The sequence below is a fragment of the Streptomyces sp. NPDC029014 genome (assembly GCF_055564695.1).
The window spans coordinates 1-23,048 of the sequence record NZ_JBVHVT010000034.1 but is presented as its reverse complement, the minus strand read 5'-3'; the positions used below and the strand labels follow the sequence as shown (position 1 = coordinate 23,048).

Below are 23,048 nucleotides of genomic sequence, written 5' to 3'. Positions count from 1 at the left end.
AAGGTCGCGCTGGCCCGGAACGGGAATTAGGGCCTTTCGGTGAACGAGGCGAAACTAGCGCCAAGTTACTGAAGGGTCAACGCTCAGTCGCTGATCCGAACCCGACGCTGCCGAACCGGCCATCAGAGGTGGAGCCCCGGCCGGCCACGGCGGATGCTCGCCAGGGGGACGGCCCGTGATGCGTCCCGTAAAAACGAACGGCGCGAATGCGTCGTCGCGCCGCGTACGCCGAAGAGCCGGAAAGTACTGGTCAGTAGCGCCCGAACGTGATCGGGGCGCTATCCGTGGATGTCCGAATCGAGTCGGCGGAATCCGCCCCGACTGCAGAACCGACCACTTCCCGCCGGGGCGCACGAATGCACCTGTTCCGGGCAGCTCGTCCGCCCCTGCACTGCACTGCACTGCACTGCACTGCACTGCACTGCACGGCACGGCACGGCACCGGCCTTGACCTGGACCTGACGGCCGTGGAGCTTGCAGGATGGGCCGCATGACCAACGAACGGACCGCGACGACCGGACCCGCTGGGGCGGGGGAGATCCCCCTCCCACTCCCCCCGGGAACCACCTGGCACGCCACGGGCTCAAACGTCTTCCCCCATGCGGCGCGGGTCGAAGGGCGCTGGTGGGTCCTGCGGCTCAACGACTTCCCCGAGCACCCGCTCCACACCCTCTTCGTCGACGGCCGCTGCGTCGCCGACGCGAACGACGACCTGGCCGACTGGCAGCAGCTGTCCAACCCCTCGCTGCCCGTGCTCACCGCACCCGAACGCGCCGAGGTCCTCCGCCTCATGGCCGGACTCGGCCCCTACGGCGCGGAACACGGCAGTCCGTGCGACGGCGACTGGTGCACGTGCGACCTCCTCACCGACGACTACGTGCGCGAGCAGGTCGACTGAAAGGGCCCCCGGGCACGCGTACGGGCCTGAAGGCGCCTGAGCCGAACCGGCTCAGGCCGCAGACCGGCCGTCGACCGGGATGTCCAGTCGGTCGGCGACGGTGGTGAGGGCAGTGCCCAGGGGGAGCGCGACCCGGGTGAGGGCGTGCGGGTCGCCGCGCGTCGGGTCCCGGTTGACGATCAGCACCGGCTTCCCGGCCCGGGCTGCCTGGCGCACGAACCGGAGCCCGGACATCACCGTCAGGGAGGAGCCCAGGACCAGCAGCGACGCCGCCTCGCGGACCAGCTCGCGACAGTGCTCGACCCGCTGCGGCGGAACGGCTTCGCCGAAGAACACCACATCGGGCTTGAGGACGCCGCCGCAGCCGGAGCAGGGCACCGCGCGGAAGTCCCCGACCTGTTCCTCGGTGAGGTCGGCGTCGCCGTCCGGGTTGATTCCGGCGGCTACCGGCTCGAAGCCCGCATTGGCCTCCTCCAGCCGCTCGGCCAGCTCGCGGCGCGGGCTGAAGGCTCCGCAGGAAAGGCAGACGACCCGGTCCAGGCTGCCGTGGAGCTCCACGACGCCCTCGCTGCCGGCGGCCTGGTGCAGGCCGTCGACGTTCTGGGTGATCACGCCCGAGAGCAGGCCGCCGCTTCCGAACGCAGCTACGGCCCGGTGACCGGCATTGGGTCGGGCTCCGCCGAAGGTACGCCAGCCGAGGTGGCTGCGCGCCCAGTACCGGCGTCGCGCCCGGGCACTGCCGGTGAAGTCCTGGTAGGTCATCGGGGTGTGCCGGCTCAGGCTCCCGCCCTCGCCCCGGTAGGCGGGAATGCCCGACTCCGTGGAGAGGCCCGCCCCGCTGAGCACCAGCACACCGCCCCTGCTCAGGGCGTCGGCGACCGGCGCCAGATCCGTGGTGCTCGGCGGCAGGTCCTCGGTCGGGGTCCAGGTCAGCGTGGGGCGCATGCGCATGCCGCCCAGGGTACGGAACGGCCCCCGCCGCCGCTTCCGCCGTCCGCCGCGGACGGCCTTGCCGGGCGGCGGGGCGGCCGTAGGGGCGGGCGGCCGCTTTGGTGCGCTGTCGCCGACAACGCGCCGGCGCGTGCGACCTGCCGCTGCACCCGCCTCGGTGGTTCGATACTCCGGCCGGTGCCGGTCGCCAGGCGTGCACGGTCGGTGACCGGGCCGGGGTGCTGTGGGGGAGGAGTGCAGGGTGGGACTCACTGGTGCGCTCGGGCCGTTCCGTACGGCGAACATGGTCACGACCTGCGCGCGGCCTCGTCGCGCCCGCGTCACGCTGCCTCGTCGTCGCGCTGCTGCTCGCGGGTGGCGTCGTGGCCACCTCGGAGTCGGCCGCGCAGGCCGGCACGGTGGAGGCCATGAACCGTTGCCTGGCGGACCAGGTGCCCGACGTCGACACGACGATCACGGTGCGGGGCCAACGGTGGCGGTAGCTTCCCGGCGGAGGCCGTGCCCTCGAACGCCATCGCACCGGGAGACGTCTTCTCCATCATCACCTCGGGGAGCCGGAGCAAGGTTTCCACGGGATGGGGAGCCGCCGGCGAGGTCGGGCCGGGCGGCAACGGCGTCGCCGCGCCGGCGTCGTTCCCTTACCCGGGTCTGAGCAAGTACTCCGCGCTCCTGCGCTTCAACAACGATCCGGGTGGATGGGTCGGCGCCCCCGTGCACGCCGCGGCCTTCGGCGGCTGCCACGTGTGGTCGAGCGCCTTCCCCGTCAGGTTGCTTTTCGGAGTCAACGACACCAACACCGGGGGCAATGCCGGCTACTGGGAATTCGACCTCCGCATCTACCGCTAAAACACCACGAGAAGACCAGCTGCCTGTGCCTGCCGGAAGCGCATGCACACCCCTGCCCCCACCACAGGCCGCGGCCGTGGGGCTTCGCTCACGGGGCCGAAGGGCTGTTCACGCCGCTGCCTGGTGAGGGCGGGGCCCGTAGAGTGCACCTCACGCGTTGTCTGCCCCAGTGCGGCCTGCTGAAGAGCGTCGACCACGTAGGCAGCCGTCGCGCCATGGCGGGGAACGGTCGGCACATCGTGGACGGGGACGGTTCCTACTGCGCGATCGGTGAGGCCGTCAACGGGCCCGGCGGATACTTCGGCCGGAACCTCGACGCGCTGGCCGACTGCCCGGGCGGGCGCTGGGGCGCCACCGTTCCGTCCACCTTGCACTGGGATTCCTCGGCCGAGGCCAGGACACGGTTGGCGGAGCAGCCCCTGCCCACCGGCGGCCGCAACGGGATGCTCTTCGACCGGCTCCTGGAAGTCGAAGGGTCGGCCTGGTGAACCCCACTGGGACTCGGGCCCCCTCGGCGTGCCCGTACCGCTCACCTGCCCACGGCTGCGGGCTCTTCGGCGCCACGCCTTCGCTAGTGCATCGTGAAGTGGCGTACATGTGTGTGTCGTTCGAAGAGTGTGGTCGTCCCGCGGGGCTGACGAGGAGATTTCCTTCAGAAACCTTGTCGAACACGGCTGACGGCCCAGGCGGCCTTGAATCGCCTCTGCGAATCGGTCAGGGTTTCGAACCAGCCCCAGAAGATCCTTCGGCTCCAACGGGGTTGCACGACAACGCTTTGACGCCCCACACGTCAACACGAGGAGAACCCTCTTCATGTCAACTCACAGGCATGCCCGCGCACGTTCGCGCGGCCTCCGCATCCTGGCCGTGGCCACCGGAGTTGCCACCGCAGCCGGCGTCTGCATGCTGTTATCGCCCCTCGCCGGTGCCACCGCACCCGCCGAGGGAACGGTGTACGGGCTCGGCGCCCCGGGAGCACTTCCCGGTAGCTACATCGTCATCCTCGACCAGAACGCGGACAAGCAGGCCCTCGCCAAGAAGTACGGCGGTGAACTCAAGCGCACCTACACGTCCGCGGTCAACGGCTTCTCCGCATCCGGGCTCTCCGAGACCGGAGCCAAGCGCCTCGCGGCCGACCCGGCGGTGTCCAAGGTCGTCCAGAACAAGAAGTTCTCCATCAACACCACCCAGGACGACCCGCCGTCCTGGGGCCTCGACCGCATCGATCAGACGGAGACGGCGGGGGACAAGAAGTTCACCTACCCCGACGCGGGCGGGGAGGGCGTCACGGCGTACGTCATCGACACCGGCGTCCGCATCTCCCACAAGGACTTCGGGGGCCGGGCGGAGCACGGCTTCGACGCCGTGGACAACGACCAGAGCGCCGACGACGGCAACGGGCACGGCACGCACGTCGCCGGGACCATAGCCGGCCGGTCGCACGGGGTGGCGAAGGCGGCGAAGATCGTCGCCGTCCGCGTCCTCGACGACAACGGGTCGGGCAGCACGGAGCAGGTCGTCGCCGGGATCGACTGGGTGACGCAGCACCACAGCGGCCCCTCCGTGGCGAACATGAGCCTCGGTGGTGGTGCCGACGAGGCGCTCGACGAGGCCGTGCGCCGTGCGATAGCGGCGGGCGTCACCTTCGGGGTCGCCGCGGGCAACGAGTCGAGCGACGCCGGACAGGGCTCGCCCTCCCGCGTCCGGGAGGCGATCACCGTCGCCTCCAGCACCGCCGCCGACGCCCAGTCGTCGTTCTCCAACTTCGGCTCCGTCGTGGACCTGTACGCACCCGGGTCGGACATCACCTCCACCTGGAACGACAGCGACACGGGCACGAAGACGATCTCCGGTACGTCCATGGCGACACCGCACGTCGTGGGGGCGGCCGCGCTGTACCTGGCCGGCCACAAGGACGCGACCCCGGCGCAGGTCGCGGAAGCGCTCACCGCGGCCGCGACCCCGGGGAAGATCACCAACCCGAGCAGCGGTACGCCGAACAAGCTGCTGAAGGTGTCCGACCGGTAGCCGGATCACCCACGTGGTCTGATCCGCCCGCACAAGCACCGGGGCCGCCGCACCTGAGGGGGGTGCGGCGGCCCCGGCCGTGGCGGCGGCCTTCGCCCGCCCGACCGCTACCAGGACGCCGAGCCGGAACAGCTGCTCGCCCTCGGCCCCGAGCCGGTCGGGAGGGGGTTCAGGAACCGGTGGTGGCGCGGGCGGAGCCGGTGCTGGTGCCGTTGGCGGTGCCCAGGAAGCACGTGACCTCGCGGTCGCCGAGGGCCCAGCTGCTGGACTGCGGGTAGTAGTAGAACACCTCCAGCGTCTTCGGCAGCTTCGCGGCGTTGCCCACGTAGTCGGTCAGCGCCTTCCCGCCGCACTTCTCCTCGGCGGCCGCGGCGGCCTTCTCCGTGCCGGGGAAGGGGCCGTCCTCCAGGTCGAAGACCGCGTACGCCTCACCCTCGTGGGGCTGGTCGCAGGGCACCGTCCGCACCGAGAAACGGGCCTGGGTGCCCTCCTTCTCCTGGGTCTTCGCCAGGTCGTCCTCGGTGTTGAAGCAGTCGCCCTTGCGGATGTCCTGGACATCGCTGGCGCCCGGGGTGGTGACCTGGCCGCTGGTGTCGCGCCGCGGCTCAGAGCCGTCGCCCAGCGCCCCGGACAGCCCGAGGACCATCACGACCACGTAGAACGCGATGGTCACGCCGTGGATGACGATGGCCGCGACGGCCAGCCCCTTGCCCTTCTCGCCGCCCTTGCGGATCTGGGAGAGGGCGACGATGCCGAGGATCAGCGGAACCGTCGGGATCGCGCAGACGAGCGACATCACGAAGGCCACGACGGCCAGCACGTTGGTCTTCTGCGGCGGCGCGTACCAGCCCTGCGGACCGCCGTACGGCGGCGCCGTCGGCCCGGGCATCCCGGGATGTCCCGGCTGGCCGGGCTGCCCGTACGGCCCCGGCTGCGGGTACGGCTGAGGGGACGACGGTGGCTGCGGGGGTATCGACATGCGCGTGGTGCTCCTCGCGAGAGGGGTGGGACATGGCCAACAGCCGGCGGTGACGCCGCCGGGTGGGGGACTGATGGGCGGATGATGTTCGGATCGGCCGCGCCCCAGTATCCCCCGGCCGGAGGAAGGGGCAGGGCCATTCAGGGACGGGCAGACGACCGCCACCTTCGGTGCAATGCGGGCGATTCGGGCGATACGAGCGACGTGCGAGCTGCGGGAGCTGCGCAAGTCACGGGAGCTGCGGGAGCTACGGGCGTTCGAAGAGCTGGAGCACGCCCCCGACGGAGAAGCACAGGGCGCCGGTCAGGGTGCCCCAGTTGGCGACGGCCACGTTGACCAGGCTGCCGGTGGTCGGCCTGGTGTACGCGGCGAGTGCGGACAGCATGAAGAGGACCGACCCGAGTTGGTTCACCGTGACGATCCACCAGCCGAGGTTGCGCGGCATCAGGCGGAGCCGCCCGTGGCAGACCTCGATCAGGGCGAGGTGCCCGGATGCCAGGAACAGCAGGCAGCCCACCATGTCGGGCACCCAGACCATCCGGTTGACCTGCTGGACGCTCAGTCCCTGCTGGAACGAGTCCAGCAGGTTCACGCCGAACACCAGCGTGCCCATGAACAGGAGGAAGGTGCTCAGCCAGTCCAACCGCATCGGCTCGTAGCTCCACCACCGCCAGCGGCGCGTGGCCAGTACGCGGTCGCCGACCGTGTGGCGGGGCGCGTTGACCGCTTGCAGGAGCGAGGCGTAGCCGCCGGTGTTGAAGAAGAGTCCGCCGGCGAAGTAGATCGAGGCGCTCTCGGTGGCGTCGCCGGATCCGAACTGGGCGACGCCGGCGCCGGCCGCGAAGAGGGCGCCTCCGATGAAGAACGCGGTCGCGGCGATGGCGTTGAGCCTGCGCAGGCGCCCGATCGAGACGTCGTCGGCGCGGGCGTGCCGGTCGTGTTCCGCACCCGGTGTACGGATGGCGAGCGTTCCTCGCCGCCGGGCGAGACGTGACTCCCAGACCGCTGTCCCGCCACTGGGCAGTTGCCAGGTGACCCGGGTGGTGAACGGTCCGAGGCCTTCGACGCGCTGCTCGGGTTGCGTCACGGGCCGAGCCTAGACCGCCGGGCGGTCCGCCCCGTGGACGAAACGCCGCCCTTCGGGGGCGGCGCGGCGCGCCCGTCCCCTACCTATATGCTTTAGGTGATTGCTTAATATGCGTAGGAAGGTTCGAGGAAGCGGATGAGGAGGCGTCATGGCCGGACGGGTCGGGCTCACAGCGGATCGGCTGGTACGTGCGGGGGTGGACCTGGCGGATGAGATCGGCTTCGAGCACGTGACGCTCTCCGAACTCGCCCGGAGGTTCGACGTCAAGGCCGCGAGCCTGTACTCGCACCTGCGCAACTCCCACGACCTGAAGACCCGGATCGCACTGTCCTGCCTCGAGGAACTCGCCGACCGGGCCGCCGACGCCGTCGCCGGACGTTCCGGCAAGGACGCCCTCGGCGCGTACGCGGACGTCTTCCGCGACTACGCCCGAGAGCATCCCGGCCGCTACACCGCGACGCAGTTCCCGCTGGACACCGACACCGCTCTCGCGAGCGCCGGAGTACGCCACGCGCGGATGACGCGGGCCATCCTGCGCGGCTACGACCTGGCGGAGCCGGAGCAGACCCACGCCGTCCGCATGCTCGGCAGCGTCTTCCACGGCTACGTCAGTTTGGAGAAGGCCGGCGGCTTCAGCCACAGCTCCCCGGACAGCCAGGAGAGCTGGGACCGCATCATCGACGCCCTCGACGCCCTGCTGCGGGCCTGGCCCCCTTCGTGAGCGCCCACCCGCGGTCCGCCCCGGCCCCCGCCCCAGCCCTCGCACCCACACCCCAACCCGCACCCGCACCCGCACCGAGCCACAGGAGTCCGCACGTGTCCCCGGCCGCACACTGGATCACCACCCCGCTCACCGACTCCCTGGTGCGCGGCGCCATCGAGCTGGAGCGCACCGCGCAGGGACTGCTGCCGCACCGGCTGCCCGCCCGGGCCCGGGCCCAGTGCGCCGACGGACAGCTCGCCATGGCCGAGGCCCAGCCGTCCGGCGTACGGGTCGCCTTCCGCACCCGGGCCACTGCGGTCGAGCTCGAGACCGTACCCACCAAACGTGTCTACGTCGGTGCCCCGCCCCGCCCGGACGGCGTGTACGACCTGCTGGTCGACGGCCGCCTCACCGCGCAGGGCAGCGCAGACGGCGGCAACACCCTCGCCATCGACATGACGGACTGGAGCACCGAGTACCGCCCGGGCCCACCGGCGACCGTCCGGTTCACCGGCCTGCCCAGCGGGGCGAAGGACGTCGAGATCTGGCTGCCGCACGACGAGACCACCGAACTCGTCGCGCTGCGCACCGACGCCCCCGTCGAGCCCCTGCCCCACCGCGGCCGCCCCGTCTGGCTGCACCACGGCAGTTCGATCAGCCACGGCTCCAACGCCGCGAGCCCCAGCACCACCTGGCCCGCCCTCGCCGCCTCGCTCGGCGGCGTGGAACTGCTGAATCTGGGCCTCGGCGGCAGCGCCCTGCTCGACCCGTTCACGGCCCGCACGATCCGCGACACCCCCGCCGACCTGATCAGCCTCAAGCTCGGGATCAACGTGGTCAACCTCGACCTGATGAGGCTGCGGGCCTTCGGCCCGGCCGTGCACGGTTTCCTGGACACGATCCGCGAAGGCCACCCGACGGCGCCGCTGCTCGTCGTCTCGCCGATCCTGTGTCCCGTGCACGAGGACACCCCGGGCCCCGGCGCGGTCGATCCGGACTCCCTCGCCACCGGGCAGCTGAAGTTCCGGGCAACGGGCGACCCCCGTGAGGTGGCGGGCGGAAAACTGACCCTCACCGTCATCCGGGACGAGCTGGCCCGCATCGTCCGCGAGCGCCGTGCCGACGACCCGAACCTGCACCACCTCGACGGGCGCGAACTGTACGGACCGTTGGACGCGGCCGCCATGCCACTGCCCGACAACCTCCACCCGGACGCCGCGACCCACCGCCTCATGGGCGAACGCTTCGCCCGGCACGCCTTCACCGCCGGCGCCCCGCTCGCGCGGCCCGCCGACCCGTACCTGCACTCGCCGGTGGCTCAGTAGGGTCCGGGGCCCTGTTCGTGGTACGCGCGCAGCCAGGGGCTGCGCATGGCGGGCAGCCGGACGAGGGTGTACGTGAAGGCGCGGTGGTGGGGGAGCAACGGGTACCAGGGCCCGGGCGCCGACCCGTAGTCGTCGCGCAGGACGCCCTCCGGCAGCCTCCCGGTCGCCGGCCGTGGTGAGGTCTCACCGGGGTGGACGAGGTGCGCCCAGACTCCGCTGTCCAGCGGCACCACCACCGCACCCTCGTCGCCGGGCGGCCGCCACGGCTCGCCCGTCAGCGGGTGGCGCGGGACGAGGAGGACGTCGGGACGAGGTCGGGGCGCGGGGACTCCCGGGCCGGCCAGTCCCACGGACTTGGCCGCCGGCCCGGCCGGGAGGTACCGGGACACGGCGGCGCCGAACAGTGCGGTGACGGGACCCGCCGGAAGGGCCACCGGACAGCCCTCGGAGACTGCCACGAGGTGGGCCAGCGCCACCCCGACCGCCGCCTCCCAGCGACGGCTCCACCACCCGTCGGGGTCGACGGGCGGGACGCGGTGCTCCGGGTGCTCCAGGTCCGCCCAGTCGGGCGGCGGGCCCGCCGGGAGGCCGGAGGGGAGCCGGTGGACCGCATCGGGCTCCAGCCACACCGTCTGCCAGAGCCCGCAGTCGTCCATACGGGTCGCCACCGCCCGGCCGCAAGCCCGGCACGCCAGGTTGGGGCCGGCCCGGCCGTCCACGCCCTGGCAGTAGCCCTCGCACTTGTCGAGGATCAGCGCCATGCCGCGGGAGTCGCCGGGCGCGAGGACGATCCTGTCCCGCGCACCGAAGGACACGGAGTACACCGGCGCGTACACCCCCTGGTCGGCCGCCCCGGCCTCCCCGACCTCGTCCCACAACCGCCAGGGCGGCCCGGTCGGTTGGGGGTCGACGGCGTACGTCCCCGGTTCCATCAGCGGGGGATGCAGTTCCTCCCATCCCCCGTGGTGGGTGTGAACGGGGAGTGCGACCCGGGACAGCGGCGCCGTCAGCTCCGCGCCGCACCCGGCGCACGTGAACACGTCCAAACAAGCTCCCTCTCACGCCAGTACCTCGGCGATCTTCCGGGACGCCCGCCGGCCGGTCCACCGGATTTCGACCGGCCGGGACCCAAGGCGTCAGACCATGAGCAGCAGCCGCGTCTGCGGCACCAGCTTCCGGTTCACGCTGGTGCTCTGCACGAAGATGGTGAAGTCGTCGTTGTGGTCCGGCTTGAGGCGCACTTCCGCGTCGGGCAGGCCGAGCAGGGCCCGGGCCTCCGGGCCCGTGTACACCCGGTCCGTCTTCTTCTCCAGCACGGCGATCTGCTTCCGCGCCTGGACCTTCTCCGACTTGCTCAGCTGATAGAACGCGCAACCGGTGCGATAGGTGTGTCCGGACTCTATGACCCATTCCCGGATGGCCGCCTCGCGAGCCACCGGAATGAGGTGGTATTCCGACGGATTCACCGGGGTGAGACCGGCCGCCTCGATGGTTTCCCTGTTGACCGCGTCCGCTCCCGTGGAGAACACCGCCCGCGATCCCCGGATTCCCTTGGTGCGGCCCACCATGAATTTCTCGGTGGCCTCCCTGATGACCTGTCCGGCCTCCTCCAGACCCTGTGTGCTCGTGGCGTCCCAGATGGCCACGTTGTCCTTCGGGAAGCCGCACTGCACCGCCTCGCGCTTGCCCATCTGGTCCGGCACCAGGACGGCCAGCGTCCAGTTGTCCTCCTGCGTCTCGATCATCTGGGCCACGGCCCGGACGAGTTCACGCGGGCTCCTGGCAGGAGCACCGGGGCAGCGGTGACTTGCGTTCTCCTGCCCGTCGGTCAGCACGAACGTCAGGAAGCTGTGGTCGCCGTACAGCTGGGCCGTCTGCGCCAGCTCCTGCTGAGACTTCAGCGTGGCCGCCAGCAGGGCCGTCATGCCACCGACCCGGTACAGCTGCTTCAGGGACGGCATGCGCAGCACGTCCTTGTCGTAGATCACGCACTCCACCGTGTCCGCGAAGACGTACACCGTGACACGGGTTTCCTGGTCCAGTTCCTCCGACCGCCGCGCCAAATAGGCGATTTGCTGATCGGCGACTTCGACGACCTTACGGCTCAGCTTCGTCATGGACGAACTGGCATCCAGCACAAGAGCAACGTGATTGATGTAGTTCTGGTTTCCGGACATGGCCGCTCCCCCTTTTTCCGACTTGATGCTTCGATCCTCTCACCCACCACTGACAATCGACCGTGGACTGCGCGTCGACCCCGGAGACGGAGCCGGGATCCGGGCCCGCCCGAGTGGTATTCGGATCTCCACGCGGTGGCACCCTGCAAGTACGGCACGGCGAACGGGGGCGGCGCGGTGATGCAGGTCGTGGGGTCGGACGTGCGGACCCGCTTCGGGCCGACGCCATGAGCGGGCCCGCGGACCCGGACCGCCCGTTCGTCTCCGGCAACTCCTGGCTTCACCCTGAGGTAGCGGTTGCCGATGGCGACAGCTGTTGAGCGGGTGGGAAGAGTGCGGCGGGAGAGGAAATGACGCGAGTGGTGGGGCCGGCAGCAGGCCTACTGACCGCGGTACTCGCCCTCACCGGCAACGGCGGTCACGCCGCGCCCTTGATCACGCCGTGGGTGGTGCCCGCAGGGGTCGGCGCGTTCCTGGGCATCGGCACGGCCCTCGGCGTCGGGGCCTGGTCGCGTCGGAACCGATACGCCGTTACGGAACGCATACCCCGTTGAACCGGTAGCGGTAGGGCGACGGGTCGGGCCGGGCCGCCGCGTTGAGCGAGCGGCGGCCGGTCCGATAACCAGTTGGGGATGCGGTTGTGCCGTCAGGCACAATGCCCGCGATGATCTCCACTGTCGACGAACTGCTCGCCGCCCTCGACCCCCTGCCGCACTCCGCCCGGCTCAGGTATACCGCCGTCACCGCCCGCCGGCTCGCCGCCCGAGGCGAACTACGGCCCCTGCTCACCGCACTGGACGCGCTCGGCCCCTACGAGCGCCGCCTCGCCGCGCTGGCGGCCCTGACCGCCGGCGAGGTCGAGCACCTGGCGGCCCGGCTCGCCGACCGTGACCCGGTGGTCCGCCGGTACGCCCTGCGCGGCGCCCGGCGACTGCCGGTTCCGGACGCCGCCGTGGAGGCCGCGTACGACGACGCGCCCGCCGTGGTCCGCGCCGACCTGGCACGGCTGCTGCGCGACGGGCGACGGCCCGAACTCGCCGAGCGGATGGTGCTCCGGGCGCGCACCGAGTACGGCCACCGGGACGCGGCCCGCCTGCTGCCGGGCTGCTCGACCGAGTGCACCGCGCGGCTGCTGCCCGAACTCGCCGCGGCCCTCGCGTTCGAGGACTGGAGCACGCTGGCCGTCCGCCACCCCTTCGCGGTCCTCGACCACGCGGAACGCGAACTCGGCGACCGGCCCTCCGAGCGGCTGCGCGACACCTGGTGGCGGCGGCACGCCACCGGGATCGCCGCTGCCCTGCCCGCCGCGCCCGGCCGCGTGCTGGACCTGCTGGAGCGGTACGGCCCCAACGACCTGCCCGGTCCGGTGCACGACCGGCTGGGCGACCTCGTCGCCGTGGACGCCGAGCGCGTCACGGCCTGGCTCGCCGACCCCGGCCGGACGGCCGCGCGGTGGGAACGGACACCCGGCCGGGCGGTCCTGCGGCAGCTGGCGGCGGCTGACCCGCCGTCCCTGCCCCGGCTCGGCGCCCGGTGGTTCCACCGCAACGCCTTCCGCGTCCTGCTGCGGTCGGTGCCACCGGGGCGCCGACCCGGCTTCGTCGACGCCGTCGTCGCCGCCGGCGATGCACGCAGGAACGTCCGCGCTCACGACGGGGTGCTCGCCCTGCTACCGGCCGACGAGCGGCACGCCAGGGCCCGTGCCGCGGTCGAGGTGCTGCGCGCCGAACGCCGCACGGGCTGGGACCTCTGGAGCCTGCTCGCCCTGCTGCCACCCGCCGAAGCCCGCCCCGAACTCCTGGCCGCCCTCGGCACCGGTGCCGCCGAAGAGCGCGGGACGATCTGGGACCGGCTGGCCGAGAACGCCGGCCACACCCGTGATCCGGAGCAGGTCGCGGAGGTCCTCGCGCTGGCCGCCGGACGCCTGGCCAACGAGCGCGACCCCGTACGCGGCGAAGCCCTGTCCGCCTTCGCCGACCTGCCGGCACCACTGCTGGCAGCGGCCCTCGAAGCCCGTGCGACCACCCCGGCTGCCGGGGGCCGCACCGGATCCGAAGCCCTGGAACGGCTGTGCCTGGACGGCCTGCGGGCCCGGGACTGCTCGCCCATGACCCGGGACACGATCCGGACCCTGGCCGTGTCCCTGCTCACCGCCGCCGCCGACACGGCCGCCACGACCGGGACCGCCACCGCCGGGACCGCCACCGCCCCGGGGACTGCCGTACGCATCCTGGAGGCGCTGACCGCGCACACCGGCACGGTGGAACTCGGCCGACCGGGCACCATGGCCCCCCTGCTGCGTGCCGGCGACGTACGCGTCGTGCTCGACGCACTCGGCCCGTGGTTGGACCGGGCCGCCGCCCGCAGGGACCTCGCGCCCCTGCTCGCACTGGTCACGACCTGCGGACGTCGCGCGCACCGGATCCCGGAACTCCAGGACCGCCTCGAACAGGCCCTGCGCACCTGCCCCGACCCGGTCTTCACCGAAGCCGCCGCCGCCTGGTTGGCCGACCCCGCGACCCGCGGCGACCGCGTGGCACGGCTGCTGGCGCGGGAGCCCTCCGCGGCCTACCTACCGCCGGTGCTCGCCGTCCTCGCCGCGGAGCGCACCGACCTGCTGGACCGTGCGCTGCCCGAGTTCCCGGACCCGGGCGGCCGCTTCCCGGCGGCCGGCACCCCCCGGCCGCTGCCCCCCTTCCGGCACGCCGACCGGTGGCTGCCCCGGCAGCAGCAGGCCGCGGTCCGGCTGGCCGCGGCCGCCGTCGCCGATCCCGGCCGGGGTCTCGATGAACGTGCCGCGCTGCTCCGTGCGGTGGCCACGGTGCCCGAGTACGGGCGGGCCCTGCTCCGGCAGTACACCGCCCCGGTCGACGACGCCGAGCCGACTCTGACGACCGCGGCGCTGGACGCGGCCGCCCGCACGGACGACCCGGCCTCGGCCCTCGGCGCCCTGCTCGACCACGCCGGCGACGACCGTGCTGCGGCCGCCTGGTCCGCGGCCGGCCGCGCCGCCGCCCACGCCCGGCCCACCCGGGTCGCGGCCCTCCTGCATGACGTCCTGACCCGCGACAGCGGGGTGAAGGTCACCGTCCGGAAGGCGGCCGCCCGGCTCGCCGCCCACCACCTGTCCCCGGGCGCCGCCACCGCCCTCCTGTCCACCGTGGGCCGCACCCCGGGCATCCATCCGGACGTCCACGCCACCGTCGTCGGCCTGGCCACGACGCTCCTGCCGGCCGAGGAGATGTGGGCCCTGCTGGAGTCGGCGGCCGTCGACGGGCCGGACGCGGCCCGCCACCCGCTCGTCGCCGTGAACCCGGCGGACCTGGCCCCGGCCCACCGGCCGCGGTACGCGGAGATCGTCGCCCGGCTGCCCTTCGTCGCCGAGGAACAGGTGGCCGACCAAGCCCTGTACCGCCTCCGCGACTGGGCGCCGTACGCGCCCTCGGCCGGCACGGCGCTGGCGGAGGTCTACACCGATCTCGCCTCGCCGCTGCGCGTCTGGCGGGCCCGCTACGGGCTGAGCGAGCTGGCCCAGTCCGAACTGCCCCACCCGATCGGTGGCGTGGAGCCCGGCAGCCTCCTGCTCGGTGTCGTGGACCGGTTCCTGGCGCTCGTCGCTGCCGGCGAACCGGAGGGAGGCGCGCACGGTCGGGACCTCCCGGCACGCCGACGCCTGCACTCCCTCCTCGACTCGTCGATCCGGGACCGCCGGACGTGCGCGGCCCTGGCCCGGCGGCTGACGGGCGAACCCGCGGTCACCGCCGTCCGTACCACCCTCCTCGTACGGGCGGTCGACCTGGAGGCGGCCGAGCCCGAACTGCTCCTCTCGCTCCGCGAGCTGACCGCTGCGATCGAGGGACGCCCCGTCCTCGCGGTCCGGGTGGCCGAGGAACTGGAGGAAGCACACCGGTGCGGCACCCCGCTCGCCGACCCTGCTGCCGCCCTCGCCGCGGTGCGCGCCCTGGGCGGCGACGGCGGCCTCGTGGAAGGCCTCCTTGCGGTCGGCCTCGCCACGGCCCTCGGAGCACGCCAGAACTGGCCGGACCCCTGTCGTGCCGCTGTCGTCGAACTGCGCCGCCACGCGGACCGGGAGGTCCGGGAGGCGGCGTACGCCACGGACCTGGGCGGAGACTGATCGCCCGGCGGGAGCACCGGCGACGGTCGGGCCCGGGAACGGGACGCTGACGCGGGGGAGGCCGCTCGGAGAAGATGAGTACGAGGACCGGCTGTCCCTGAGCACGTCGGCGTAGGCGGAACCGGCCTCCGAGCCGCTTGGCTGTACCCGTGCACGAGACGACGCCGGCCTCCGCCCCCGCCCCGACCTCCGCCCCCGATGCCGGGAGCCACTCCGCCGACGGGGCGATGACGTGGGCCACGACCTTGGCGGTGGCCCTGACCCCGGTGGCGTTCTCCTTCGGGGGACTGGCCCAGATGGCCGCGGAGGTCCACCCGCGGACCGTGGCGGTCGTCACGGCCTGCTGGTGGGCGTCCTGGACGGCCACCCCGCTGCTCGCCGTGGCCTTCCGGTTGTCCCGGCGGACCCCCACCCTGGCGAGGGCGGGCCGCTGGGCGGGGTGGATCGCCACGCTCCCGCCGACGCTCACGATCCTGCTGTCCCTCGGCCTGTAGGAGGCGGCGGTGCCACCTCCCGGCGTTGTCGGCGCCGTGTGCCACAGTGCTCCGCGTGAACGAGAACATGCACGGGGCAGCGTTGATCGACCGGGTGATCGAGCAGGTCAGGCAGCACGGCTGGCCCACGTCGGACGCGCCGGACAGCAGCGAACCGGTGCCGCTGGCACCGGAGGCCATCGACCGGCTGAGGCTGCCCGGCGGTAGGGCACTGCCGCCGAGCCTGCGCCGCTGGCTGGCCTTCGACAGCTCCTGGCTCGCCGAGGTCGGCTGGTACGACGACCCGCGGGAACCCGTCTTCGGCGACCGGGGCCTGGGCGCGACGACGGAGTCGATGTACGGCTGCGGGGACGTCATGGTCGGGATGTTCGCCGACTTCGAGGAGCTGCTGCCCGCGGTGTGCCTGCCGCTCGTCGGCGGCAGCGACTCGCGCCGCCTGCTCTACCTGGGCGAGCCGGACTCCACGGGGGAGTACCCGGTCCTGGTCACCGACGTCGACGACCTGCCGTACGTCGCCGTCATGTACCCCGGCCTCGACGTCTACCTCGCCGACCTCGCCGAAGTCCTCGACCTGGACTTCGACACCTACACCTCGCTCGCCGAGCATCCCGAGTACGGGGCGAGGATGCGTGAGCACGCCGAGAACACCGGACTCGGCCCCGACGGCATGGAGTACCCGGACCTGGACCTGCCCGACCAGTAGTCCGATACCGGCGCGCGCCCCCCGTGGCACGGGTGCGGCCCCCGTGCCCCGCCCCTACCGTGGAAGACGGATCCCGGGAGGCATCGTGGCGTACCGGTTCTGCGAGAACGATCAGTTCGACTTCGAGGTGAAGGTGCTCCTCGGGGCGGCGTGGCAGAGAGGGGCGGATCCAGGAGAAGTGCTGGCGACCGCCGCCGCCCTGGCCGACGCGGACGGCCGGAAGTGGTTCGACGCCTGGACCGACCTGGCCCGCAGGGTCCGGGCGGACGGCGAGCTGGCGGCGGCCGCCGGGCGGTCCACGAGCGCGCGGGACGCGTGGTTGCGGGCGGCCGGCTACTTCGGGACGGCCCTGGTCGCGGCGGACGCGCTGGCCGACGAGGGCCGGCTCCTGGCCGTGTTCCGGGAGCACCGGGACTGCTTCGACCGCTTCGCCGCGGCATGGCATCCCGCGGCGGAACGGGTGTCGGTGCCGTACGAGGGCACGGTCCTGCCCGGCTACCTCTTCACGCCGCGGTCGGGCGGTGGCGCGGGTGCACCCACCGTGATCGTGAACAACGGGAGCGACGGGCCGGTGAGCGCCGCCTGGACGATGCTCGGCGCGCCGGCCGTGGCACGCGGCTGGAACGTCCTCCTGTTCGACGGCCCCGGACAGCAGACGATGCTGTTCGAGCACGGGATGCCGTTCCGGCCGGACTGGGAGCACGTGATCACTCCGGTGGTGGACTTCCTGCTGGCCCGCGGCGACGTCGCCACGGACCGGCTGGTGCTGGCCGGCATCAGCCAGGCCGGCTACTGGGTGCCCAGGGCCCTGGCCTTCGAGCACCGGATCGCGGCGGGAGTCGCCGACCCCGGGGTGGTCCGGGTGGCGGACAGCTGGTGGCACAACTTCCCGCCGGAGCTGCGCGCCCTGTACGACTCGGGCGACCGGGACGCCTTCGACACGGCGGTGCGCGAAGGCCTCGCGGAGGACCAGGGCTTCGCGGCGTACTGGCGCTGGCGGGCCAAGCCGTACGGCATCGACTCGCCGTACGACCTGCTCACCGAGGTGGGCCGGTACGACCTGGCCGACGTACTGGACCGGATCACGGTGCCGCTGCTGGTCACCTCGCCGGAAGGCGAGCAGTTCTGGCCCGGCCAGGCGCGCGAGCTGTACGAGGCACTGCCGGGCGCGAAGGGGTTCGTCGAGTTCGTGGCGGCGGAGGGCGCCGACCTGCACTGCGAGCCGCTGGGACGGGCGTTGTTCGAGCAGCGGGTCTTCGACTGGCTCGCCGAGCGCCTGGACGCAGCCGGCTGAATCCCGCTGCCGGTACTGCGCAGGCCCCGGCCGGGAGGGGTCACCATGCCACGTGCCGGTAGTCCTTGAGGAGGACGCCGTGGATGGGTGAACCCGCTTCTCCCTGCACGATGGGGTGGTAGATGCGGGCTGCGCCGTCGACGATGTCCAGCGGTGGGCGCCATCCGGTGGCGGCGTGCCGTTCCCGCGCGGGAAGGGGCTTCTCGTCGGTGACCCAGCCGGTGTCGACGCTGCAGGTGTGGATGCCCCGGGAGGCCAGATCGGCGGCACTGGTGCGCGTGAGCATGTTCAGGGCCGCCTTGGCCATGTTGGTGTGCGGATGGTCGCTGGTCTTGTTGCGGACGGTGAACTGGCCCTCGACGGCCGAGACGTTGACCAGGTAGCGGTGCGGGTGCGGGGAGGCGTCGAGCAGGGGCAGCAGGCGGTCTGCGAGCAGGAACGGTGCGACGGCGTTGACCAGCTGGACTTCCAGCAGTTCGACGGGGTCGACCTGGCCCAACCGCAGGGTCCACGAGTTGGTGGCGGACGTCTCGGCCAGCAGGCCCGCCTCGTCGACGGCGTCGTGCGGCAGCAGGGCGGCCGCCGCCGCGGCAGCCGTGTCCGCGGAGCCGGCCGCGGTGTGGCGCGTCTCGGGCCGGGGGGTGAGTTCCGTGGTCCACGGCAGGGGCGCAGTGCGGGGGCCGGGCCCGAGGAATCCCGGGGCGGTCCAGACCTGAGCCGTGGGGAGCGGGGCCTGGTCGGTGGTTTCGGCGGCGACGAGTGCGCTGTAGGCCCGGGGCGAGCGGCGCAGGGTCTGGGCCGCGTTGTTGACCAGGACGTCCAGGGGGCGGCCCTGCGCGAGCAGGTGGTCGGTGAAGGCCAGGACCTGCCGCGGATCACGCAGGTCCAGGGCGGCGATGTGGAGCCGGTGCCACCAGTCGGCGGCGCCGGGTGCTGCTGCGAAGCGGCGTACTGCGTCGCGGGGGAAACGGGTGGTCACGGTGAGCTCGGCCCCGTCCCGCAGCAGCATCAGCGCCGCCTGGTAGCCGATCTTGACGCGTCCGCCGGTCAGCAGCGCGTGCCGGCCGGTCAGGTCGGTGCGGGCCGTGCGCCGGGTGAAGTTCTCGTCCGCGCACTGGGGGCACATCCGGTGGTAGAAGTGGTGGACCTGCCGGTAGTGGTTCTTGCAGACGTAGCAGCGTTGTGGGCGGTTCAGCAGCGTGGGGGGCCCGGCGTCGTCCGGGCTGCTGCCCGGCGACCGGTCCTTGGTACCGGTGCGGGCCGGGAGACCGACGTACTCCCGAACGGTGAGGCCCTGTCGGGTGGGTGTGGGTGTGGGGGTGTGGGTGTGGGTGGGCAGTGCGGCGTCCATGGTGCGGCCGGGGGCACCGGTGGCGGTTGCGGCGAGCAGTTGCGCGTCGGCCGCTGCCCGGTTCGCACGTGCCTGAGTGCGGCGCCGGTGGCGTCCGTCGCGGACGAAGGCGCCGGCGGCCCGTTCCAGAAGTCGGCGCTCGGCGTCGTCCACGGGGAGTCGTTGCGCCTGGTGCAGCAGTTCCAGGCAGGTCTGTATGAGCCCGCTGTCCATCGGCGTAGCTGCGGCGGGAGTCATCGGAACAGCTGACTGCACCAGATTTCCTTACTCGAACATGTGGTGTGCGGGCGGGGTGGTGACCGCCCGTGGTGCGGGGACCGGGTGCTCCAACCCGGACGGACCGGTGGGCCGGGTGGCTCGCTGACGCGCCGTCGATCCGCTCGCACAGGCCGGTCCGGGGCGCACCGGGTGGTGCGCCGTCACGTCCTACTCGTCCGGGTCCCAGGCCAGGAGCCGGTCGAAGACATGGCGGTGCTCCGCCAGCTCGAACAGCGTCCACTCGGGGCAGGCCGGCACCTGCGCGTCGAGGCCGGGCGCGGAGGATATCGCGGCGCGGAAGGCGGTGGACCCGTCGTCGATCAGCCGCAGCAGATCGGTGAACTCCAGACTGCTTTTCACTCCGGCTGTCTATCACCGTACTTCGGTGACCGAACAGCGATTTTCGTGACGGCGTCAGTGGTCGTGTCGGGTGCCGTGCTCCAGCCGCCGGGGTCGGACGGTGCCGGCGGTGGCGGCGGTGGCGTCGACGGGCATCAGGCTCGTCCGGTCGCCGGGCCCCGTCGCGGTGAAGGCGATACCCAGGCTCTGGCACATGCGGTGGGCGCGGGCCAGGGCGCTGAACGTCATGGGGGAGGGGGCGCTCGTCGGCAGGTGGATCGTGACCTGACGCGGGTTGTGCGCGTGGACGAGGGCCTCGATCTGGAAGGCGGCTGCGGCCCGGTTGGTGACGTCCAGCTCCTGGGGGATCTCCACGTGCAAGGTGTCTTCGGTGATGTGGTGACTGATGACCATGGCCTGCCTCCCGCCCACCGGGCTCCGACGGCACGGCCGTAGCACGGGCGTGCCCGTACCAGTGTGGGACACGCGTCCGGGGTGGGCGAGCCAGGGCCCCGGGTCGTGTCCGGTGGGAGTCAGGCGGTGCGGCCGATGTGCCGGAGGACTATGGTCGCGGCCGCGTCGGTGATCTCGTACAGGATCCGGTAGCGGCCCACGTGGGTGCGCCGCAGGTCGGGAGAGCCGTACGCGACGGTGCCGTGCGGGCGGGGGCGGGCGGCGAGCAGGTCCACGGACTGCAGGAGCTGGCGCAGTCCTTCGGGATCATCGCCGAGGAAGCGCGTCGCCGTGTCGACGACGGCCTCGTCCCAGACGATCGCGTACACCATCGCCGTTTCCTTCGTCCCACCGTGCTCCGGTCGGTGGCCGGGCGCCGTCCCGCATCCCCTTCCCTCGCTTCGGTGGCCGTATGCCTGCTGGTGGGTGGGGATCCGACAGGGCTTGACCCGGAGACTGATTAGGCGCCATATTATTTCCCGTGACCCAGCATTTCGACGCCGAGCTCGGCGCCCCCACCCTCGATCAGGCCCGCCGTCAGATCGCCCGCTACGGCCTCGTGGCCGATCCGCAGGCGGTCCTGGTCGCGGCGCGGCTGATGGCGGCCGGCGCCCGGATCGGTCAGGCCGGGGAGGTGCACTTCGGCCGGTTCGGCCTCTCCACCGGCCGCTACCGACTGCTGGCCGACCTGGAGGACCACGGCGGCGAGAAGTCGCCCTCCCAGCTTGCGGCGAGCCTCGGCGTCTCGCGGGCTACCGTGACGGGCCTCGTCGACGGTCTGGAGCGCGAGGGCCTGGTGGCCCGCCGACCGTCCGTCGACGACGGGCGCGGCAACGTGGTGATCCTCACCGCGCGCGGTGCCGACAAGCTGCGCGACCTGGCGCCGGAGCACTTCACCCGGATGCAGGCACTGGTCGGCGGGCTCTCACCCGAGGAGCGCACCACCTTCCTCGACCTGCTGGCCCGGGTGGTTGCGGGCATCGACGCACTCACCGAGGACTGACCCCAGAACCGCGGGCGGAACGCGGGGCTGACCCGCTTAGGCCGGCCGCCGGCGGCCGCCTTCCTTCACCCCCCAATAGTTAGGCACCTAAGCATAGATAGTTAGGTGCCTAATCAATGACCCTGAGAGGGCAATCCATGAGCAAGAAGGTTCCCGGTGCACCTCCGCCCTTCGTCCTGTGGCGCGAGGTTCTGGTCGCCTACGCCATGCCTGCCGTCACGGCGGGTCTCGCCGGAGCGGTCACCCGGCAGCCGCAGCTGGTGGCGGCGGCGCTCACCACCATCGGCGGCACTTCCGCCCTGGTGGCCGCCGTCCTCGGCGCCACCTTGCGGCGCCGGCCCGTCCGTCCCCGGGCCGCCCGGACCCCGCGCCCGCTCGCGGCCGCCGCGAGGGGGCTGGCCGCGGCGGTGCTCGGCCTTGCCGTCGGCATCGCCGCCGCCCGCTGGCTGCCGCAGCTCCCGGCCCTCGCCGACAGCCCGTGGCCGCGCCGGCTGCCGGTCGACCTGCCGGTCTCCTCGGCCATCGCGGCCACCATCACCACCTGGCGCTGGCGCGGCAGCCGCCCGACCCGCGCACCGGAGCTCCGGACCCCCACCACACCCCGACCCGAAAGGCAGACATCGTGATCATCATCATGGGCGCCGGTGGGGGGGGGGGGGGGGGGAAAAGGGGGGGGGGGGGGGACCTCAGGGGCCCGAACCAACCCCTCCGCCCCGACACCACCCCCCCGACCGCCCCCCCCCCCACACCCCCCCTCCCGCCCCCTCCCCCCCCCCCCCACACCACCCACCGCCCCCCCCCCCCCCCCCCCCCCCCCCCCCCTCCCCCCCCCCCCCGGCGCCACCCTGTGCAGCCTCGCCGCCCTCGGCGTACCGAGCCGCTCCTTGAGCCGCGACCCCGCCCGCCTGGCCGCCGCACTCGACGCGCACACGCTCGCCCGGACCGCGCCCCTCCCGGCCGACGCCGCCGACCCGCAGTCCCTGCGGGTGGCCTTCCGCGGTGCGCACCAGCTCTTCCTCACCATGGCCAACGGCCCGCACCAGGTCCGGTACGAGCTGAACGCGATCGAGGCGGCCGTCGACTGCGGCGTGGCGCACGTCGTCAAGGTCTCCGCGCCCGCCGCCGAGCCGGACTCCCCGGTCGCCGTCTCCCGCGGCCACCATCTGGTCGAGGAACGGCTGCGGTCCTCCGGCATCACCAGCACCATCCTGCGGCCGTACGCCTTCATGCAGAAGCTGCTGCTCCTGGCACCCGGCATCGCCGCCGCCGGCGTGGTGCACGGCGCGATGGGCCGGGCCCGATGCAACTACGTGGACGTCCGCGACATCGGGGACGCCGCGGCCGCGGTCCTCACCCGCCCGGAGCTGACGGGCGGCGCGTACCCCCTCACCGGCGGCCGGGCCTACAGCCACCCGGAGCTCACCGCCCTGCTGGGCGAGCTGCTCGGCCGGCCGATCCGCTACCACGACCTCAGCCCCTCCGAGCTGCACGCGCACCTGGTCGCCCGAGCCGGGATGCCGGACTGGCTGGCCACTCACGTGGTGGAGATCCAGCGGCTCGCGGCGGTCCGCGAGGAGGCACCGGACGACACCTTCCTCCACCTCGCCGGGCGTGCCCCGCGCACCCTGGAGGCCTTCCTCGGCGAGAACCTGCACCGGTTCCGCTGACCGCCGGACGGCCGGAGAAACAGGTACGAGTGGTGACAATCGGCGAGATTCCGGCGCTTATGGGGTGACTCGCCCCATAGGACGCACGTCACATACGAACCGGACTAGTAGCGTCCCGCGGGCGCCGGAACCGCCCCCGGCACCACTCGCCACCTGCACGGACACCTCCAGGCCGGCCGACGGGCCGACCCTCCCCGTCTGCGAGGGCGCGTAGTAAGAGGGGTCGTTGCCGCGCCGGCGGGGCGTCTGTAGAACTGAATGCGTCGCCGAGGCGGCCGGGGCGCACAGCCCCCCGCCGGGTCGAACCCCTCTCCCTCGCGTGAGTGGCTCACGCATGTCTTCGGCATGCCGCGACCG

22 protein-coding genes are annotated in these 23,048 nt (G+C 72.8%); 13 read left to right on the top strand and 9 right to left on the bottom strand.

The window, feature by feature from the left end:
• The first annotated feature begins 490 nt into the window (after nt 1–490).
• Nucleotides 491–898, top strand: coding sequence for a hypothetical protein (locus ACZ4VL_RS20110; protein ID WP_468201532.1), 408 nt, complete (start codon nt 491–493; stop codon nt 896–898).
• A 51-nt stretch (nt 899–949) separates the two neighbouring features.
• Here the strand turns inward: ACZ4VL_RS20110 and ACZ4VL_RS20105 are convergent, their stop codons facing one another.
• Complete coding sequence (locus ACZ4VL_RS20105) at nt 950–1,849, bottom strand: NAD-dependent protein deacetylase (protein ID WP_468201530.1); 900 nt, start codon at nt 1,847–1,849, stop codon at nt 950–952.
• A gap of 498 nt (nt 1,850–2,347) precedes the next feature.
• On the opposite strand from ACZ4VL_RS20105, the gene ACZ4VL_RS20100 reads away from it, so the two are divergent.
• The 3 genes from ACZ4VL_RS20100 (at nt 2,348) to ACZ4VL_RS20090 (ending at nt 4,723) form a co-directional block, all read left to right on the top strand.
• Nucleotides 2,348–2,695, top strand: coding sequence for a hypothetical protein (locus ACZ4VL_RS20100; RefSeq protein ID WP_468201527.1), 348 nt, complete (start codon nt 2,348–2,350; stop codon nt 2,693–2,695).
• Nucleotides 2,696–2,910: 215 nt separating this feature from the next.
• Nucleotides 2,911–3,183 (top strand): barstar family protein, encoded by a 273-nt coding sequence (locus ACZ4VL_RS20095; protein WP_468201524.1) that lies wholly within the window; start codon nt 2,911–2,913, stop codon nt 3,181–3,183.
• Nucleotides 3,184–3,508: 325 nt separating this feature from the next.
• Nucleotides 3,509–4,723, top strand: a complete 1,215-nt coding sequence (locus ACZ4VL_RS20090) for a S8 family peptidase (RefSeq protein ID WP_468201521.1) — start codon at nt 3,509–3,511, stop codon at nt 4,721–4,723.
• Nucleotides 4,724–4,892: 169 nt separating this feature from the next.
• Here ACZ4VL_RS20090 and ACZ4VL_RS20085 read toward each other — a convergent pair whose 3' ends face one another.
• Nucleotides 4,893–5,702, bottom strand: a complete 810-nt coding sequence (locus ACZ4VL_RS20085) for a DUF4190 domain-containing protein (RefSeq protein ID WP_468201518.1) — start codon at nt 5,700–5,702, stop codon at nt 4,893–4,895.
• Nucleotides 5,703–5,949: 247 nt separating this feature from the next.
• Nucleotides 5,950–6,789, bottom strand: a complete 840-nt coding sequence (locus tag ACZ4VL_RS20080; RefSeq protein WP_468201515.1) for a hypothetical protein — start codon at nt 6,787–6,789, stop codon at nt 5,950–5,952.
• Nucleotides 6,790–6,937: 148 nt separating this feature from the next.
• On the opposite strand from ACZ4VL_RS20080, the gene ACZ4VL_RS20075 reads away from it, so the two are divergent.
• Together ACZ4VL_RS20075 and ACZ4VL_RS20070 are read left to right on the top strand one after the other, a co-directional pair.
• Entirely contained in the window at nt 6,938–7,510 is a 573-nt protein-coding gene (locus tag ACZ4VL_RS20075; RefSeq protein ID WP_468201512.1) for a TetR/AcrR family transcriptional regulator, read from the top strand.
• A gap of 95 nt (nt 7,511–7,605) precedes the next feature.
• Entirely contained in the window at nt 7,606–8,817 is a 1,212-nt protein-coding gene (locus ACZ4VL_RS20070; protein WP_468201509.1) for an SGNH/GDSL hydrolase family protein, read from the top strand.
• Here the strand turns inward: ACZ4VL_RS20070 and ACZ4VL_RS20065 are convergent.
• A complete protein-coding gene (locus tag ACZ4VL_RS20065; RefSeq protein ID WP_468201507.1) occupies nt 8,811–9,863 on the bottom strand; it encodes a hypothetical protein in 1,053 nt (350 codons plus the stop codon). The genes ACZ4VL_RS20070 and ACZ4VL_RS20065 overlap by 7 nt on opposite strands.
• Nucleotides 9,864–9,953: 90 nt before the next feature.
• On the bottom strand, nt 9,954–10,994 hold the full coding sequence (locus ACZ4VL_RS20060; RefSeq protein WP_468201504.1) for a vWA domain-containing protein: 1,041 nt from the start codon (nt 10,992–10,994) through the stop codon (nt 9,954–9,956).
• Nucleotides 10,995–11,658: 664 nt separating this feature from the next.
• Here ACZ4VL_RS20060 and ACZ4VL_RS20055 point away from each other — a divergent pair.
• From ACZ4VL_RS20055 to ACZ4VL_RS20040, 4 genes are all read left to right on the top strand, one after another.
• The gene (locus tag ACZ4VL_RS20055) at nt 11,659–15,129 is read left to right on the top strand and encodes a hypothetical protein (protein ID WP_468201501.1); all 3,471 of its coding nucleotides are present in this window, start codon (nt 11,659–11,661) and stop codon (nt 15,127–15,129) included.
• Nucleotides 15,130–15,278: 149 nt separating this feature from the next.
• Entirely contained in the window at nt 15,279–15,623 is a 345-nt protein-coding gene (locus ACZ4VL_RS20050; protein ID WP_468201498.1) for a hypothetical protein, read from the top strand.
• Between the two features lie 55 nt (nt 15,624–15,678).
• Nucleotides 15,679–16,326, top strand: a complete 648-nt coding sequence (locus tag ACZ4VL_RS20045) for a hypothetical protein (RefSeq protein WP_468201496.1) — start codon at nt 15,679–15,681, stop codon at nt 16,324–16,326.
• An 85-nt stretch (nt 16,327–16,411) separates the two neighbouring features.
• Nucleotides 16,412–17,620 carry an alpha/beta hydrolase family protein gene (locus ACZ4VL_RS20040; RefSeq protein ID WP_468201493.1) on the top strand — a complete coding sequence of 403 codons (1,209 nt, stop codon included), beginning with the start codon at nt 16,412–16,414 and terminating at the stop codon, nt 17,618–17,620.
• A gap of 40 nt (nt 17,621–17,660) precedes the next feature.
• Here the strand turns inward: ACZ4VL_RS20040 and ACZ4VL_RS20035 are convergent, their stop codons facing one another.
• From ACZ4VL_RS20035 to ACZ4VL_RS20020, 4 genes are all read right to left on the bottom strand, one after another.
• Nucleotides 17,661–19,184, bottom strand: a complete 1,524-nt coding sequence (locus ACZ4VL_RS20035) for an SDR family NAD(P)-dependent oxidoreductase (protein WP_468201659.1) — start codon at nt 19,182–19,184, stop codon at nt 17,661–17,663.
• Between the two features lie 213 nt (nt 19,185–19,397).
• A complete protein-coding gene (locus tag ACZ4VL_RS20030; protein ID WP_468201491.1) occupies nt 19,398–19,589 on the bottom strand; it encodes a maleylpyruvate isomerase N-terminal domain-containing protein in 192 nt (63 codons plus the stop codon).
• Nucleotides 19,590–19,643: 54 nt separating this feature from the next.
• Nucleotides 19,644–19,982 carry a hypothetical protein gene (locus ACZ4VL_RS20025; RefSeq protein ID WP_468201488.1) on the bottom strand — a complete coding sequence of 113 codons (339 nt, stop codon included), beginning with the start codon at nt 19,980–19,982 and terminating at the stop codon, nt 19,644–19,646.
• A 119-nt stretch (nt 19,983–20,101) separates the two neighbouring features.
• Nucleotides 20,102–20,353: a type II toxin-antitoxin system RelE family toxin gene (locus tag ACZ4VL_RS20020; protein WP_468201486.1), complete on the bottom strand. Its 252-nt coding sequence runs from the start codon at nt 20,351–20,353 to the stop codon at nt 20,102–20,104.
• 149 nt (nt 20,354–20,502) lie between these two features.
• Here ACZ4VL_RS20020 and ACZ4VL_RS20015 point away from each other — a divergent pair, with 149 nt between their 5' ends.
• The 3 genes from ACZ4VL_RS20015 (at nt 20,503) to ACZ4VL_RS20005 (ending at nt 22,691) form a co-directional block, all read left to right on the top strand.
• The gene (locus tag ACZ4VL_RS20015) at nt 20,503–21,024 is read left to right on the top strand and encodes a MarR family winged helix-turn-helix transcriptional regulator (protein ID WP_468201483.1); all 522 of its coding nucleotides are present in this window, start codon (nt 20,503–20,505) and stop codon (nt 21,022–21,024) included.
• A gap of 137 nt (nt 21,025–21,161) precedes the next feature.
• Complete coding sequence (locus tag ACZ4VL_RS20010; protein ID WP_468201480.1) at nt 21,162–21,650, top strand: hypothetical protein; 489 nt, start codon at nt 21,162–21,164, stop codon at nt 21,648–21,650.
• A gap of 219 nt (nt 21,651–21,869) precedes the next feature.
• Nucleotides 21,870–22,691 carry an NmrA family NAD(P)-binding protein gene (locus ACZ4VL_RS20005; RefSeq protein WP_468201656.1) on the top strand — a complete coding sequence of 274 codons (822 nt, stop codon included), beginning with the start codon at nt 21,870–21,872 and terminating at the stop codon, nt 22,689–22,691.
• The last annotated feature ends 357 nt before the right edge of the window (nt 22,692–23,048 follow it).